The organism is Rhizomicrobium sp. (genome assembly GCA_037200385.1).
Classification (GTDB): Bacteria; Pseudomonadota; Alphaproteobacteria; order Micropepsales; family Micropepsaceae; genus Rhizomicrobium.
Window position 1 is genome coordinate 1,614,012 of the sequence record JBBCGL010000001.1, and the last position, 16,042, is coordinate 1,630,053.

Genomic DNA, 16,042 nt, shown 5'->3' on the forward strand with positions numbered 1-16,042 from the left:
ACGCGATCGCGGAGATCAGAACGTGCCGCGGATACCGAACAGGTAGGTCTGACCCTTGATGTAGTAGCTGTGCACCGCGTCCGGCAGCTGGAAGTAGCTGACCTGCTTGGCGCTGAAGATGTTCTGCACGTCGAAGGTCAGTTCCGGATCGCTCGGCAAATCGCCGAAGAACCGGTTCAGGTGGATGCTGGACGAGAAGTCCGCCTGGCCATAAGCCTTCGAGAACAGATACGCGCCCGTCTGGCAGTTCGGCGACGAGCCGGCCGGCAGACAGACGTTCTGCTGGTTGGAGAGCGACGCGTAGGACGTGTCGGCGAACCCATAGGAGAGCCGGGCGCTCAGGCTGCCGTCGTCATAGTAGGCGGTGACGTTGTAGGTGAACGGCGCCACGCCGGTTGCGATCGAGGGGACCGAACCCGTGGCCTTCTGGTCGATGATCGTGAGGTTGCCCGTCAGACCGAAGCCCTTCAGGCCGTAAGGCTCCAGCAGGAAGTCCAGCGGCTGCACATAGCCCAGCTCGATGCCGTTGATGATCTTGAGGCCCGGCGAATTGAGCTGCTCGGTGACCGAAAGCGACGTGTCGGCCACGTCCGCGTCGGTCGCCGTGTGGTAGTTCGCGCAGCCGGCCCGCGCGCACAGGGCCTGCTGCTGGCTGTCGGTCAGGCTCGCATAGTTGATGCCGAACTGCGCCAGGTAAGAGAAGGGCTGCTTGATGCTGACCTGGTTGGTGAAATTGCTGACGGATTTGCGGAAGACCGCCACGCTCGCATAGCCCTCGCCGCCGGTGTAGTACTCGACGCCCAGGTCGATGTTGTTGGAGAAGTAAGGCTTGAGCGCCGGATTGCCCACGCTGGCCGCCGCTGCCGTCGGGTCGGAGAAGTTGACGGCCGAGATCATCTGGCTCGGATCGGGGCGCGTCATCGTCCGCGAGAGCGAGGCGCGGACCAGGAAATCGTCCGCCACGTCGTAGACGAGGTTCAGGTTCGGCAGGAACGCGTTGTAGTCGTTCTTGGCCGGCGAGAAGGTGAAGTAGTTCGGATAGAGGCCGCCCTGCGCCAGGCCCACATTGCGCGGATCGGTATGCTGGGTCGGCGAGATGATGGTCTGGTGGGTCTCGAACCAGCGCACGCCGGCATCCCATTTCAGGTCGCGCTCGCCGAGGTGCAGGATGCCATCCGCCTTCAGGTAGAGGCCGTAGGTCTTCTCGTCGACACCGCCGGAGGTGCCGCCGGTGTTCGAAGCCGTCGCGAAGGCCGGGCTTATCGGCGTGCACTTCAGCGTCGAGCAATTGTCCAGCGAGGCGATCGCCGCATTGTCGATCGCGTAGTAGTTCGACGCCGCGAAGATCTTGTTGTAGTCGACCGTGACGAAGCCGGTCGGGCCTTTCTCCAGGTAGCTCGCGAGCGCCGATTGCGGCACCAGCGATCCCTGGAAGACCTGCGCCGGGAAGCCGCTGCTGTAGCCCGTGCCGTAGCCCGGCCAGTTGGTCAGCGGATTGTTGGCGCCGACCGGCGTGGCGCTGGTCTGGCCGTTGCAGCCCACGCCATTGCCGGCGTTCGGGCCGGGCAGGTAGACGTTCGGGTTGTCGCCGCAGATCGCATTCTGCCAGCGGCCCGAATCATCGACGGCGATGATGCTGCGGAAGGCATGGTCGAACGCACCGCCGCCCTGGATCGAGAGCGCGTCGCCGCCCCACTTCACGTCGAAATGCGCGCCGTCGGTGACGGTGAAGCGCTTCTCGTCCTGAAGATTCACGCGGCCGTTGTTCCACTGGTAGTTGGCCGGGTCGTTCAGGTTGATGTTGGTCGTGATCGACGGGAAGGCCGCGCCCACGGGATTGCTGAAGTTCACGGCCACGCCGCCGGCCGGTGCCGCGCAGCCCGGTACGCCGGCATTGCCGGCGCTGGGGCAGGTGACGACGAATACGGTCGGTGAATCGCGGAAGAAGTGGCTGCGCGTCGCGTTGAGCTGCACGTCGGCCCACAGCGTGTCGTTGACCTGCCACTCGACGCCCGGGTTCAGGCTGTAGAAGTCGCCCTTCTCCCGGAACGGCCGCGCTTCCAGCGCGAACTGGGCGTTGTAGAACGTGCCGCTCTGCACCGCGCCGCCGCCGCCATTGGACAGCCCCAGCCAGTCGGGCTGCAGCACGACATTGGTCGGGATGAGCGGCTGGCTGCCGTTGCCGGCGCGGACGCCGAAGTTGATGTCGGAGCGGTTCAGGTCGTTGAACTGGCGGCCGAAGATGCCGTCCAAATAGAAGTGCATGCCGTCGATCGGGCGCCATTCCAGGCTCGCGACCGCGTTGTAGCGGTCGCGGGTGCCTTCCGAGAACATCGAGCGGCCGAGGCGCGGCAGAAGCGCGTTGGACAATTGCCCGATGGTGAGGCCCGGATTGTTGGCGAGCAGCCAGGCCTGGTCGATGGCGGTGCCGGGCGCGTAGGTCGCGCCGCCGCCGCCGGGGATCGGGATGGCGACGTTGGTCGGGATTGTGCCCGGCACGCCCCAGGACTTGGAGCCGAAGGTGCCGCAACTCGCGGCCGGCGAGCATTGCACCGGCGTGGTGGCGGATGCCGTTGTCGCGAGCGTCGGGCCGACCCAGCCGGCATTGCCGTCTTCCCAGCCCTTGACGAACACGTTGCTGTGCACGCCCGCGACGCCGATCAGGGCGCCGAAGCTGCCCCAGGTATCGGAGAGGATCAGCGCACCGCGCTCGCCCGGTTCGCTGGCCGTCGAAACGTCGGAGCCCTGCAGGTTATAGGTGAAGCGGAAGCCTTCCTTGTCGAAGGGCCGCTGGGTGCGCATGTTCACCACGCCCGCCGCGCCGCCTTCGACCTGGTCGGAGGTCGGCGACTTGGAGACCGTGAGCTGGGTGAACAGCTCGGTCGGGAACATGTTGAGGTCGACTTCGCGGTTGTTGTTGCGCGCGTCGGTCGCGCCGGTGGAGGCCACCGCGATGGCGGCGTTGTTCAGCGTGATCTTGGTGAAGCTCGTGCCCAGGCCGCGGATCGAGACGTTCACGCCTTCGCCGTCGATTTCACGGCTGATCGTGACGCCCGGAATGCGGTTCAGCGATTCGGCGATGTTGGTGTCGGGAAACTTGCCGATGTCCTCGGCGAACACCGAATCGGTGAAGTTGGTCGACGCGCGCTTGGCGTCGGTCGACGCGGTCAAGCTGGCGCGATAGCCCGTGACGGTGACCGTTTCGACCTGGTCGGCGTCCGCGGCGAAAGCCGGCGCAGTCGCCACGAAAGCCGCGCCGAGACCGGCCAGCAATGTCGTGCCCCTCAGCACGGACTTCGCACGGTTGTTCAGAATGCGAAAAGACGGACGCATGCATACCTCCCCTAGTGTTCGCAGCCCCGCCTGTATCGGACCGCTTATGCGGTCTCGTTGTTAGCGGTAGCGAACTGACGTTTCCTGTTAATCCCCTTGTTATGGTAGCGGTCCCATAACGCTGCATGTTTATTCCTCTGTGACAGTGCCGTCAAGAGGATTGCGTCGTGCTGCACTGCAAACGCGCAATGGAATTCCGCGCAGGGTGTCCAATTGGCAACGCCGCGATCATGCGTGCACGGACGGATCGGCGCGGACGTGACGGATTCATGTGGCGGCCCCTGGCATGCGCCGGCAGACAGCGCTGTCTTCCGCAGACGTCCCCGAATCAGCCGGCGCGCTTTTTGCCCCACAGGCCTTCGATCGCCTCGAGGCTGCGCTGCTTGGTCTCCGGCACGAAGCGCAGCACGAACACCGCGGCCAGCAAGCCGCCGACGCCGTACAGCCAATAGGCGAAGCCGTGATTGAACGCGGCGTTGAGCGCCGACGAGCCGTCCAGCATCGGGAAGGTCTGCGACACCACGAAATTCGCGATCCACTGCGCCGCCACGGCGATCGACATCGCCTTGCCCTTGATCGAATTGGGGAAGATCTCCGACAGCATCACCCAGGTCACCGGTCCCCAGGAGAAGGAGAACCCGATGATGTAGACCACCACCGCCGCAATCGCGACATAGGACGAGCCGCTGGTGCCGGAGGCGCCGGCCTGCACCGTGGCGCTCACCAGATGCAGGTGGAACAGCGTGCCCAGCGTCAGCATCGCCGCCGCCATGATCAGCGCGCCCCACACCAGCAAGGGCTTGCGCCCGAGCCGGTCGACCGTGGCGGTCGCCACCAGGGTGAACAGCGTCATGGTCACGCCGACGAACCAAGCGGATTCGAGATAGGCGTCGTTCTGCGAGGCGCCCATGTTCTGGAACATCTTGGGCGCGAAATAGAGCACCGCGTTGATGCCCACGACCTGCTGGAACACCGACAGCATGATGCCGACGATCAGCACGAGCCAGCCGAAACTGAGCAGCGGCCGCGTGTGCTGGGTCAGCGTCGCCTGGATCTCCTTCAGCGTGGTGTCGGGATCGCCGCCGCCCAGCCGCCGCAGCAGCGCCAGCGCCTCGGCGCCGCGATCCTTGAGCACCAGATAGCGCGGCGTCTCGGGAACCAGCAGCATGAAGACGATCAGCAGGGTTGCGGGGATCGCCGCCGAGGCCAGCATGTAGCGCCAGCCCAGATTCATCAGGAAGTCGTGATTGCCCATCGACTGGACGAACCAATTGACGAAATAGACCAGGTTGATGCCGACCACGATGGCGATTTGTTGAAACGTCACAAGAAGCCCGCGGGTCGAAGGCGGCGCGATCTCGGCGATGTACATCGGTGCCAGCATCGAGGCCATGCCGATCGCGGTGCCGCCCATCAGGCGATAGAAGATGAAGATCGGCAGCGCATGCGGCCCGGTGAAGCCCAGCGCGCCGAAGCCGAATTCGGGAAAGCCCGCGCCGATCGACGAGACGAAGAACAGCACGCCCGCGATCAGCAGGCCGGTGCGGCGTCCCAGCCCGGTCGAGACCGGCCCGGCGATCGCGGCCCCGAGCACGCAGCCCAGAAGCGCGCAGCCGATGGCGAAACCGGAAAGGAAATTCGCGCTGCTCTCCGGCAGGTGCAGGGGCGTGACGAAATTGTAGGTGATCGCATCGGTCGCGCCGGAGATCACCGCCGTGTCGTAGCCGAACAGCAGGCCGCCCAGCGTCGCCGCGACGGTCAGCATGATTACGAGGCCGTAGTTCGGCTTGGTCATGGCGTATCCCCTTGCGTTTCCTGACGGCCCGGTCTTGGCGCCGGACGTCAAATCCCTTGGCAAACCCTATTGATAGCGATACCACCGCGCAAGGGCGCGGGAATTGTTAGCGATGCTCCCCGCTCAATGCGCGCTCAATGATTATGCCGCGGCGTCTTTGCGCCGATCCGCCGGTATTTGAGCGCCGGCGCCATCACCGCGCCGCTGTCCATCTGCGTGACCGTGGCGCGGAAGATCTCCTGCCACATCGTCGCCGTCTCCGGCACCGGTGGCAGGCCTTCGGTCCGGCGGCGCGCGATCTCCGGCTCCGGCACCACCGCGTCGCAGGTCCCCTTGTTGAGGTCGATGCGGATCAGGTCGCCCGTGCGCAGCCAGGACAGCCCGCCGCCCACCGCGCTTTCCGGCGAGGCGTTGAGGATCGACGGGCTGTCCGACGTCCCCGATTGCCGCCCGTCGCCCAGCGTCGGCAGCGACGCGATCCCCTGCTTCAGCAGCGCATCGGGCGGCTGCATGTTCACCACCTCCGCCGAGCCCGGCCAGCCCACCGGGCCGGCGCCGCGGATCACCAGGATGGTGTTGCCGTCGATCCCGAGCGCCGGGTCGTTGATCCGGTGGTGATAATCGTCCGAGCCGTCGAACACGACCGCCTTGCCCTCGAACACGTTCTCGCGCCCGGGGCTGCTGAGATAGCGCTTGCGGAAATCGGCCGAGATCACGCTGGTCTTCATGATCGCGAAGTCGAACAGGTTGCCCTTCAGCACCATGAAGCCGGCGCGCTCCATCAGCGGCTTGTCATAGGGCGCGATCATCTCGCGGTCCCGGGTCTCGCGGCCCGCGATAGTCTGCGCCAGCGTCGCGCCCGTGCAGGTCAGGGCCGAACCGTCGATCCGCCCGGCCTTCAGCAACTCGCACAGGATCGCGGGCACGCCGCCGGCGCGGTGGAAGCGCTCGCCCAGATATTTGCCCGAGGGCTGCATGTTCAGCAGCAGCGGGATGTCGTGCGCCGCGTTCCAGTCCGCGACGCCGATCTCCACCTCGGCATGGCGCGCCATCGCCACGATATGCGGCTGCGCGTTGGTCGAGCCGCCGATCGCCGCGACCGTCGCGATCGCATTCGTGAAGGACGCGCGGGTCAGGATCTTCGACGGCGTCAGGTCGTCATAGGCCATGTCGACGATGCGCTTGCCGGTCTCATAGGCGATCTGGCCGCGCTCGCGATAGGGCGCCGGGATCGCCGAGCAGCCGGGCAGCGACATGCCGAGCGCCTCCGCCACCGCGTTCATCGTCGAAGCGGTCCCCATCGTGTTGCAATGTCCGGCCGACGGCGCGGAATCGCAGGCGGCCTGGAGGAACTGCTCCTCCGTGATCTCGCCCGCCGCCAGCTTGCGCCGGCTGCGCCAGATCACGGTGCCCGAGCCGACCAGCTCGCCGTCATGCCAGCCGTCCAGCATCGGTCCGCCCGACAGCACGATGGCGGGGATGTCCATCGCCGACGCCGCCATGATCGCCGCCGGCGTGGTCTTGTCGCAGCCGGTGGTCAGCACCACCGCGTCGATCGGATAGCCGTGCAGGATCTCCACCAGCGTCATGAAGGCGAGGTTGCGGTCGCCGGCCGCGGTGGGGCGGCGGCAATTCTCGAAGATCGGATGGGTGGGGAATTCGATGGGGATGCCGCCGGCGTCGCGGATGCCGTCGCGCACCCGCTTGGCGAGTTCGAGATGGTGCCGGTTGCAGGGATTGAGATCGCTGCCCGACTGCGCGATGCCGATGATCGGCCGCCCCGAGCGCAATTCCTCCGGCGTCATGCCGTAATTCATGAAGCGCTCGAGATAGAGCGCCGCCATGTCGTTGCGCCCCGGCGCCGCGAACCAGTCCAGGGAGCGGAAACGCTTGGCGGGTTTGCGCTCGGGCATGGGCCTCTCCTTTTGCCGTTCAACTGACTTGTCATGGCCCGCAAAAGCGGGCCATCCAGCTGGTGAGCCACATCTGGCGAAAGCTTGGTGGCGTCACCTGGATGGCCCGCTTTTGCGGGCCATGACAATAGGGATTACACGAGCTCGAACGCGAACAACCCGCCGGCCAGCGGCTGCTCCGCGCGCGCCTTGTCGTCCAGCCCCTTCCACGCCGTCGTGGCATAGGCCGTCTTGCCCACCAAGGCGAGCTTGGTGATGTTGGCACAGGGAAAGCGCACCGTGGACACGAGTTTTCCGTCCGGCGCATAGCGCCGCGCGGCCCAGCCGCCATAGAGCCCGAGCCACAGGCAGCCCTCCGCGTCGATCACCGAGCCGTCGGGATAGCCCGCGCCGTCCTCGATCGTCGCGAAAACGCGCTTGTTCGACAGCGCCCCGTCCGCTCCGAGATCGTAGGCGTAGACCTGCTTCTTCAGCGTGTCGGTGTGATAGAACGTCTTGCCGTCGGGGCTGGAGCACGGCCCGTTGGTGATGGCGATCCCGCCCTCGACCGCGACAGGGCCGGAGGCGTCGAGCCGGTAGAGGCTGCCCGTCGGCGCCGCCTCGCCATTGTCCATCGTGCCGAACCACAGCCGGTCCGCGGCGTCGCGCGCGCCGTCATTGATCCGGTTGCCGGGCTTGTCGGCGTCGACACGGTGCAGCAGGTCGAATGCGCTCGTCTTGGGATCGAAGCGGTAGAGGCCGCTGGTCAGGCCGACGATGAAGCCGTCGCCCTCCGGCGTCAGGAAGCCCGGGCTTTCCGGCGCGTCGAACGTCGCCTTGCCGCCCGTCGCCGGCTCGTAGCGGTGGATATGCCGCTTCTTGATGTCGACGAACCACAGCGCCTGGTCGCGCGGCACCCAGAGGGGTCCCTCGCCCAGCATCGCCTCCACGTTCCATACGCAGTCGGGTGTCATCGCCAGCCGGCGTCGATCCAATACTCGTGGCCGGTGCACATCCGGCCGTCGTCCGATGCCAGGAACAGCACCAGCGCCGCAACATTTTCAGGTTCGACGCGCGCTTTCAAGGACTGCTGGCTGACGATCTCGTTCTCGCCCTCCGGCGTGTACCATTTCATCTGGCGCGGGGTCTTGACGTTGCCGGGGACCACGGCGGTGACGCGGATATTGTCGCCGCCCAGCTCGCGGGCCAGCGCCCGCGTCATGCCCTCGATCCCGGCCTTGGCGGTCTCGTAGATGACGAGGTCGGGCAGGCCCAGATGCCAGGAGATCGAGCCGAAATTGATGATCGCGCCGCCGCCCCGCGCCTTCATGCCCGGCGCCGCCTCCTTGGCGCAGAACAGCATGTGACGCAAATTCACCGCGATCCGCTCGTCCCAATAGGCCGGCGTGATGTCGGCGAGCTTGTGGCGGTCGTCATTGCCGGCATTGTTCACCAGCACGTCGACCGGACCGGTCTCCCGGAAGAATTTGGTGACCGCGTCCAAATCGGTCAGGTCGCAGTGGCAGAACACCGGCGCGTGGTCGCAGCCGCCGAACTCCTGCTCCAGCGCATGGCTCTCGGCGTCGAGGATGTCGAGGAAATACACCTTCGCGCCCTGCCGCGCGAAGGCGGCGACGATCGCGGCGCCGATGCCGGAGCCTCCGCCCGTCACCACGACGCGCTTGCCCTTCAGGCTCGGATAGATGGCTGACGACATAGTTCCTCTTCAGACCCCTTACGCGAAGGAATAGGCGGTCTTGGTTTGGGTGTAGAATTCGATGGCGGCGAAGCCCTGCTCGCGCGCGCCATAGCTCGACTTGCGCGAGCCGCCGAACGGCACGTGATAGTCGACGCCGGCGGTCGGGAGGTTGACCATCACCATCCCGGCGCGGACGTTGCGCTGGAAATGCCGGGCATATTTGAGCGAGCCGGTGCAGATGCCCGCCGACAGGCCGAATTCGCCGGCATTGGCGACCGCGAGGGCTTCGTCGTAATCCTTCACGCGCACCACCGAGGCGACGGGACCGAACACTTCCTCGTTGTTGATGCGCATCGGCACCGTGGTGTCGGCGATCACGGCCGGGCTCATGTAGTAGCCGGGCGTGCCCAGCGTCAGCCGCGCGCCGCCACCGGTCAGGCGGCCGCCCTCCTTCACCGCGATGTCGACATAGGAGAGGTTTTGCTCGAGCTGCTGCTGGCTCACCGCCGGGCCCATCTTCGACGCCGGATCGAGCGCGTCGCCGACCTTGAGCGCCAGCGTCTTCTCCGTCAGCGCCGCGACGAATTTCTGGTAGATGCCGTCCTGCACGATGATCCGGCTCGACGCGGTGCAGCGCTGGCCCGTGGCGAAGAACGCGCCGTCCAGCGCGCACAGCACCGCGCGGTCGAAATCGGCGTCGTCGAGCACCACCAGCGGATTCTTGCCGCCCATCTCGAGCTGCACCCGCGCCTGGCGCGCCACCGCCGCCAGCGCGACCTGCCCGCCGACGCCCTGGCTGCCGGTGAAGGAGATGCCGTCGACATCCGGATGCTTGGCGATGGCGTCGCCCACCTGGCCGCGTCCGATCACCATGTTGAACACGCCCTTGGGCGCGCCGCATTCGAAGAGGATGTCGGCCATCGCCGCCGCCGTCGCGGGCGTCGGACCGGCCGGCTTGAGCACGACCGTGTTGCCGAAGGCCAGCGCCGGCGCGGTCTTCCACGCCGGAATCGCGATCGGGAAATTCCACGGCGTGATCATCCCGAACACGCCCACCGCTTCGCGGAAGGTGTTGATCTCCACGCCGGGCCGCACCGAATCCAGGTTCTGGCCATGCCGCCGCACCGCCTCGCCCGCGAAATACTTGAAGATGCGCCCGGCGCGCGTCACCTCGCCGATGCCCTCGGGCAGCGTCTTGCCTTCTTCCCGGGAAAGCAGTTTTCCGAGATCGTGGCGCCGCGCGAGGATCGTCTCGCCCACCTTGTCCAGCAGGTCGGCCCGCACTTCCGGCGACGCACCGCTCCACCCGGGAAACGCCTTGCGCGCGGCATCGACCGCCGCGTCGACTTCGGCCTTGCCGCCGTCGGGGAAGCGCGCCACCACCTCGTCGGTGTTGGACGGGTTCAGGCTCTCATGCGGCGCATCCGCCGTCACGCGCTCGCCGTCGATGAAATGGGTCAGGGTCTGCGTCATTGCAGCAGTCCTCTCTGCGCCAGGCTGCGCATCAGGTCGCCGACGCCGAAATTCCACGGCGGCGCCGCTTTCGACGTCGTCACCTTGTTCTCCAGCACGCCGAGCTTGGGAGTCGAGACGCGCACGATGTCGCCGATCTTGTGGGTGAAGCCGCGGCCGGGATGGTCGCGATCCTGGGTCGGCGCGAACAGCGTGCCGAGGAACAGCGCGAACCCGTCCGGGTACTGATGTTCGCTCATCGCCTGCTTGCACAGGTCCAGCGGATCGCGGCTGATCTCCGCCATCGTGCTGCGGCCTTCGAGCCGGTAGTTCTCCGGCCCGACGATCTCCAGCTCGATCACTGCCTGGCGCACGTCGTCCATGGTGAAATGCTCGTCGAACAGCCGGATGAACGGCCCGATGGCGCAGGAGGCGTTGTTGTCCTTGGCCTTGCCGAGCAATAGCGCGCTGCGGCCCTCGAAATCGCGCAGATTCACGTCGTTGCCCAGCGCCGCGCCCATCGCCTTGCCGTCGCGGTTGCAGACGATGACGATCTCCGGCTCGGGATTGTTCCAGTCCGAATCCGAGCGGATGCCGATGAAATCGCCCCAGCCGACCGAGGACAGCAGCGGCGCCTTGGTGAAGATCTCCGCATCCGGCCCGATCGCGACCTCGAGATATTGCGACCACAGTCCGTCGGCGATCAGCGCCGCTTTCAGCTTCACCGCCTCGGGCGACCCCGGCTTCACCGCCCGCAGGTCGGAACCGACGCGATCCTTCAACGCATTGCGGATGTCCTGTGCCTTCGACGCGTCGCCCCGCGCCCGTTCCTCGATCACCCGCTCCACCGCCGAGACCGCGAAGGTCACGCCGGCGGCTTTCACGCATTGCAGGTCGAGCGGCGCCAGCAGCCTGGCCTCGCCCTTGCCGACCCAGGCCTCAAGCAGCCCCAGATCGGTGATCTCGCCCAGATCGCGGCCGCTCGCCGAACCGGTCCAGCCGTCGAGCAGTGCCGACACGGTCGGCACGGCGCGGCTCACGTCCAGCACGCGGCCTTCGCGCAGCAGCACGGGCACCGGCCCGGCGCCCTGGTCGAGCCGGCCGACCAGCGTCGCCTCCCGCCAGTCGCGGGGCAGAAAATCAGTCATGACAGAACCTGTTCAAAGCGTCCCATCCACAGCATCCCACGGCGTCCGTTCCGACGCTTCTTGTGTTTTGGTTGCGCTACCAACACAGCAAGGGCGCCTGCCTGTCAAGGGCGTTGGGCGCGGCGAACGCGCCTGCGCAACGGGCCAAGCCCCTGCTGCAATGCACAATAGCGGACCACGGGTCGACGGTTTGTGCAAAAGGCGACCGGCCCGTCGGACCGCTGAAGCTAGCGCTCCGGCGCCAGCGCACTGACCCGGCCGGTCGATTCACGCGGCACGAGGGTGAACTCGAGCAGCTTCTGGACCGGCTCCGACTCCGCGCCCGAGCGCTTGCGGCGGATCTGCTCCAGCAGCAGCTTGACCGCCTCGCGCGCCATTTCGGCGATCGGCTGGCGCACCGTGGTGAGCGCGGGCCACACCGTCGTCGCCAGCGGCGTGTCGTCGAAGCCGGCGATGGTGAGGTCGCGCGGCACGTCCAGTCCCATGCGATGCGCGACCGCGACCGTCGCGGCCGCCATGTCGTCGTTGCTGGCGAAGATCGCGCTCGGGCGCTTGGGCCCGCGCAGCAATTTCTCCGCCGCTTCCAGGCCGGAGCGATAGGTGAAATAGCCCTGCGCCACCTGCTTGGGGTCGGGCTTGAGGCCCGCCTCCTCCATGCCCGCGACGAACCCGCGATAGCGCTGCTCGCTCGCGGTCTGGTTGGGATGGCCGGTGATGAAGGCGATATTGCGATGGCCGAGCGCCACCAGGCGCCGCGTCATCGAGCGCGCCGCCTCGAAATCGTCGATGCTGACGGCCGACATGCCCGCCGCCGGCCGTCCCGTGGCGACCACCACCGCCGGGATGTCCGCGTCGACGACCGCGCGCAACGCCTCCTCGGAATCACAGAGCGGCGGGGGCAGGATCACGCCGTCGGCGCCGGTGCGCACCAGCTTCTCGATCGCGGCGCGCTCGCTGTCGGGGCCGTCGCACTTCTCGATCACCAGCTGGCAGCCGCTGAGCGAGGACTGCTCCAGGCTGCCGACCAGGAATTCGCTCAGATAGGCGGCGGACGGGTTCGAGTAGAGCAGGCCCACCCGCACCGCGCTGGCGCTGGCCAGGCTGCGGGCCGCGAGATTGGGCGAATAATGCAGCGTCTTGATCGAGGCCGCGACCTTCACGCGGGTCGATTCGCGCACATTGCTCTCGCCGTTGACCACGCGGCTGACCGTCATCGGCGAGACGCCGGCATGGCGCGCCACTTCGTGAATGGTCACGACGTTATTGCCGCGGCGGCCGCTCTTCTGGGCCAAACTTTCACTCTCCGGTTGAGGCGGGACCCTCCCCTACCAGACAATCCCGCCCGGGCAAAGTATCCCCGGACGGCGGCACGGTTGCAGTTCGGATTTTCAGGCGCGGATTGGAGCTATTGCTTGCGCGCGCGATGGCGCAAGCCCATCCATATGACGAAATAGGCGCAGCCCAAGCTGGTTGTCATCGAGATGGATATGGCGGTAGCACGTCCGGCGTGAGCCATTGCGCGGATGAGGTAATGGGAAAGAAGACTGGCGTCATAGGCCGCCCCGGATAGGAGGACCACGGCAATGAGAACGGCCAGAAGGGCAAACCCTACGCGGTGCATGAGGATCGTCCCCGCTTTACGCGGCGTGGATTTAGCATATTGCGATACATAAAACCACGCCCAAGGGACCCCAGGACCGCTAGCGTCCTGCCGATGCCCGGGCGGCAGTTACCCAGCCAGGACTGACGGCGCCCGGACGGCGGCATCGCTACGCGCCGCAAACGGAAAAGGCCGGCCGGGATTGCGCCCGGCCGGCCTGATTTCCACCGGCCGCCTAGTAGCGCGCGGTCAGCGAGACCTGGAAGATCCGCGGCGAGCCCAGATAAGCATAGGGGAAGGTGGTGCAGCCGCTGGTCGTCGGCGCCACCGGCGTCCAGCAGGTCTGGGTGCCGAGGCTCGTGAAGTAGTGCTTGTTCAGCACGTTGTCGACGTTGAAGCGGATGGAGGAATTGTCCCAGCCGATCGCGTCGAGGTCGTAGGTGATGTCGGCATTGACCGTGAAATAATCCGGAACGAAGGCGTTGTTGTCTTCGGTCTGGTTGCGCTTGCCGACATACTTGCCTTCGAGACCCAGGCGCAGGTCCGGCATGGCCGCGAACTGGGCCCGGCCCGAGAAGGTCCATTTCGGCGTCTCGGAAAGCTGCTTGTTCAGAGTCGGCACGGAGCCGCCGCCCACCGGGATGTTGCCGGTGATGCGGGCGCGGTCGTAGCCGCCATTGGCGTAGAAGCTGAGCTGGTCGGTCGCGAACCAGTTCGCCTCCATGTCGAAGCCCCAGAAGTTCACGCCTGAGACGTTGTGGTCGAAATAGGTGTTGGTGTCCGGGTCGAACGAGCTGACGATCCGGTTGCGCACCTGCGAGTTCCAATAGACCAGCGAGGCCTGCAGGTCGCTCGTCAGGTAGCGATAGCCCGCCTGATAGGTCGTCGAGGTCTCCGGCTTCGTGCTGGTGAAGGTGGTGTAGTGCGTGCACGGATTGGAGTTGGAGGTGCAGACGCTCTGGTACAGGTTGTCGGTGCGCGGCGCCGCGATTTCCTGGGTGTAGGACGCGAAGAACTGATGCTCGTCGCCGAACGGCAGATAGCTCAGTCCCAGATGCGGCAGGAAGCGGTTGTAGCGCCGCACCGTGTGACCCGGCGCCGTATAGCCGGCCGCGTTGCCGCCGGCGAAGAAGTACCGGTTGCTGGCCGCGTCGAACGAAGTCGGCGTCTGGTTGGTGCAGTATGCGGTCGAGGAGCCGGCCTGCTCGTAGCAGTACTGGTTGAGGTCGCGCTCGAGGAACGGCAGGCGGAAGCCGAGCGAGGCGCGCACCGCGCCGTCGAAATACTTGCCTTCATAGTCGAAGGCCGCCTGGTTCATGATCGCCTTGGACTTGCGATCGCGATAGCGCAGCGGCGTGCCGTCCGCGTCGAGCACCTCATGGGCCTTGTCCTTGAGACCCGCGAAGGGATCGTAGGGACCGTTGACCGGATCGAAGTACGACGTCGTGCCCGTCTGGCGGTGCAGGCCGTAATCCAGCGTGTAGGCGGCCTGGACGGTGTTGTTGTCGTCGAACTCGTAGATCAGCGACATGTTGAAGCCCCAGCGGCGGGTATTCGTCGTGCTGGGCTGGTAGAGCTCGACCGTGTCCATCACGTCGCCGTCGCCGTTCAGGTCGCAGCCGCGGCCCGCGAGGCAGGTATAAGGCGTCGTGGTGGTGCCCGCGCCGGCGATCGTCGTGTTGCCGATGAGCTGGCCGCCATTCTCCTTGAACGAGAACGCGCCGCCGCCATTCGCCAGCACATATTGCACGTTGGCGTCGGCCGTCAGCGTCAGGGCATCGGCGAGATGCCACAGCGACTGCATGCGGATATTGCCGGTGTCCGACGGATTGATCTTCACCTTGTAGAAGTTGCCGCAGGTGGTCATCGTGTTGTCCGCGGTGCCGGCGACCGGCGCGGTATAGGCGCAGCTCGTCATGTAGTCGCGGTCCCAGCCCGTGCCGCTGAAGCTGGTCGAGGTGTTCAGCGGGTTGGCGATATAGCCGCCATCCGGTCCCTTGATGAGGTCGGCCGTCGCCGCGAGGCCGCTCGGCGGCACCGTCGTCGATCCCGTGAAGCCCGTGGTGTTGGGCACATAGTCTTCGGCGTAATAGGAATTGTTGCGGTTGCTGTTCCAGTGGCCGGCCAGCGTGATCCAGCCGAGATCGCCGAAGTCCTGCTCGAACTTGACGTTGCCCTGCCACTTCTTGAGGTCGCCCGGACCCTTGAACTTGTCGTAGTCCTGCCAGGAGAGCGAGGCGAACGCCTTGGTGTCCCACGGACCGAACGTGCCGGAATCGATGCGGCCGAAATAGCGCTGGTCGCTGAACGAGCCGCCGGTGAGCACGGCTTCGGCACCGAAATTCTCATGCGGATGGTCGGAGATGATGGCGATGACGCCGCCGGTGGCCGCCGCCGTCGGGCTGTCGACGTCGGTCGAGCCCTGGTTGGCGCTGATGCGGTCGACCACTTCGGGATCGAGCTGCTGGTTGGTGTAGACGGCGTAGTTGCCCGTGTCGTTCAGCGGCATGCCGTCGAGCGTCAGCGAGATGTGGTTGCCGTCCTGGCCGTGCATGCGGATGTTGCCGCCGCTCGAGCCATAGGGATCGTTGTTGGTGAAGTTCACGCCCGGCATGTAGTTGAGCGACTGGAACACCGTCTGGCCGGCGGTCTGCGTCTGCAGGAACTCGCTGGTGATCGTCGAACGCTCCTTGGCGATCGGCGCGGCGTTCATCAGCCCGTTGGTCTGAGTCCGTTCGCTGGTGACGACGACGGTCTCGACCTCCTGTGTGCCGGTCGATTGGGCCTGCGCGGCGATCGACAGCAGCGGTGCGGCCAGGGTGAGCGCACTGGCGCCCAGCATCAGCGATTTCAGGTTACGCGTCTTCATTCTAGATCCCCTCAAAATTTCGACAAAGCGGCTCCACGCCGCACACGGCATCTCTGCCGTCCGGAAGCTTCGACGTTCGGTTTCCTGGTCCCCCAGCATGTCGCGACGCGGTTCTGCATGGAACGCGCGCTCGCATGCGTTCAACACGCGCAATGTATTTCGCGTCATTTACAGATTTACGTTACGCGCTTTTCAGATTTGCAACGCGGCGCGCGACGCGCCGCCAACGGCGCGGAAAATCCGCGGCGCGAAAA

At 66.2% G+C, this 16,042-nt stretch carries 9 protein-coding genes; all 9 read right to left on the reverse strand.

The window, feature by feature from the left end; genetic code table 11:
• Positions 1–15 precede the first annotated feature (15 nt).
• The 9 genes from WDM91_07545 to WDM91_07585 all read right to left on the reverse strand — a co-directional run bounded on the left by WDM91_07545 (position 16) and on the right by WDM91_07585 (position 15,788).
• Positions 16–3,333, reverse strand: a complete 3,318-nt coding sequence (locus WDM91_07545) for a TonB-dependent receptor (protein MEI9994432.1) — start codon at positions 3,331–3,333, stop codon at positions 16–18.
• A gap of 328 nt (positions 3,334–3,661) precedes the next feature.
• Positions 3,662–5,128, reverse strand: a complete 1,467-nt coding sequence (locus WDM91_07550) for a sugar porter family MFS transporter (protein MEI9994433.1) — start codon at positions 5,126–5,128, stop codon at positions 3,662–3,664.
• A gap of 134 nt (positions 5,129–5,262) precedes the next feature.
• Positions 5,263–7,041 (reverse strand): IlvD/Edd family dehydratase, encoded by a 1,779-nt coding sequence (locus WDM91_07555; protein ID MEI9994434.1) that lies wholly within the window; start codon positions 7,039–7,041, stop codon positions 5,263–5,265.
• A 134-nt stretch (positions 7,042–7,175) separates the two neighbouring features.
• Entirely contained in the window at positions 7,176–7,994 is an 819-nt protein-coding gene (locus WDM91_07560) for an SMP-30/gluconolactonase/LRE family protein (protein MEI9994435.1), read from the reverse strand.
• Positions 7,991–8,737 (reverse strand): SDR family oxidoreductase, encoded by a 747-nt coding sequence (locus WDM91_07565; GenBank protein MEI9994436.1) that lies wholly within the window; start codon positions 8,735–8,737, stop codon positions 7,991–7,993. The genes WDM91_07560 and WDM91_07565 overlap by 4 nt, the downstream gene beginning before the upstream one ends.
• Before the next feature lie 18 nt (positions 8,738–8,755).
• Positions 8,756–10,192, reverse strand: coding sequence for an aldehyde dehydrogenase family protein (locus tag WDM91_07570; protein MEI9994437.1), 1,437 nt, complete (start codon positions 10,190–10,192; stop codon positions 8,756–8,758).
• Complete coding sequence (locus WDM91_07575; GenBank protein ID MEI9994438.1) at positions 10,189–11,319, reverse strand: fumarylacetoacetate hydrolase family protein; 1,131 nt, start codon at positions 11,317–11,319, stop codon at positions 10,189–10,191. The genes WDM91_07570 and WDM91_07575 overlap by 4 nt, the downstream gene beginning before the upstream one ends.
• Positions 11,320–11,546: 227 nt before the next feature.
• Positions 11,547–12,611 carry a LacI family DNA-binding transcriptional regulator gene (locus WDM91_07580; GenBank protein MEI9994439.1) on the reverse strand — a complete coding sequence of 355 codons (1,065 nt, stop codon included), beginning with the start codon at positions 12,609–12,611 and terminating at the stop codon, positions 11,547–11,549.
• A 543-nt stretch (positions 12,612–13,154) separates the two neighbouring features.
• Complete coding sequence (locus tag WDM91_07585; GenBank protein ID MEI9994440.1) at positions 13,155–15,788, reverse strand: TonB-dependent receptor; 2,634 nt, start codon at positions 15,786–15,788, stop codon at positions 13,155–13,157.
• Positions 15,789–16,042: the final 254 nt, after the last annotated feature.

Coding starts and splice junctions, on each gene's coding strand:
- WDM91_07575 (MEI9994438.1), bottom strand. CDS start 11,319: ATGACTGATTTTCTGCCCCGCGACTGGCGGGAGGCGACGCTGGTCGGC.
- WDM91_07555 (MEI9994434.1), bottom strand. CDS start 7,041: ATGCCCGAGCGCAAACCCGCCAAGCGTTTCCGCTCCCTGGACTGGTTC.
- WDM91_07585 (MEI9994440.1), bottom strand. CDS start 15,788: ATGAAGACGCGTAACCTGAAATCGCTGATGCTGGGCGCCAGTGCGCTC.
- WDM91_07560 (MEI9994435.1), bottom strand. CDS start 7,994: ATGACACCCGACTGCGTATGGAACGTGGAGGCGATGCTGGGCGAGGGA.
- WDM91_07565 (MEI9994436.1), bottom strand. CDS start 8,737: ATGTCGTCAGCCATCTATCCGAGCCTGAAGGGCAAGCGCGTCGTGGTG.
- WDM91_07550 (MEI9994433.1), bottom strand. CDS start 5,128: ATGACCAAGCCGAACTACGGCCTCGTAATCATGCTGACCGTCGCGGCG.
- WDM91_07570 (MEI9994437.1), bottom strand. CDS start 10,192: ATGACGCAGACCCTGACCCATTTCATCGACGGCGAGCGCGTGACGGCG.
- WDM91_07545 (MEI9994432.1), bottom strand. CDS start 3,333: ATGCGTCCGTCTTTTCGCATTCTGAACAACCGTGCGAAGTCCGTGCTG.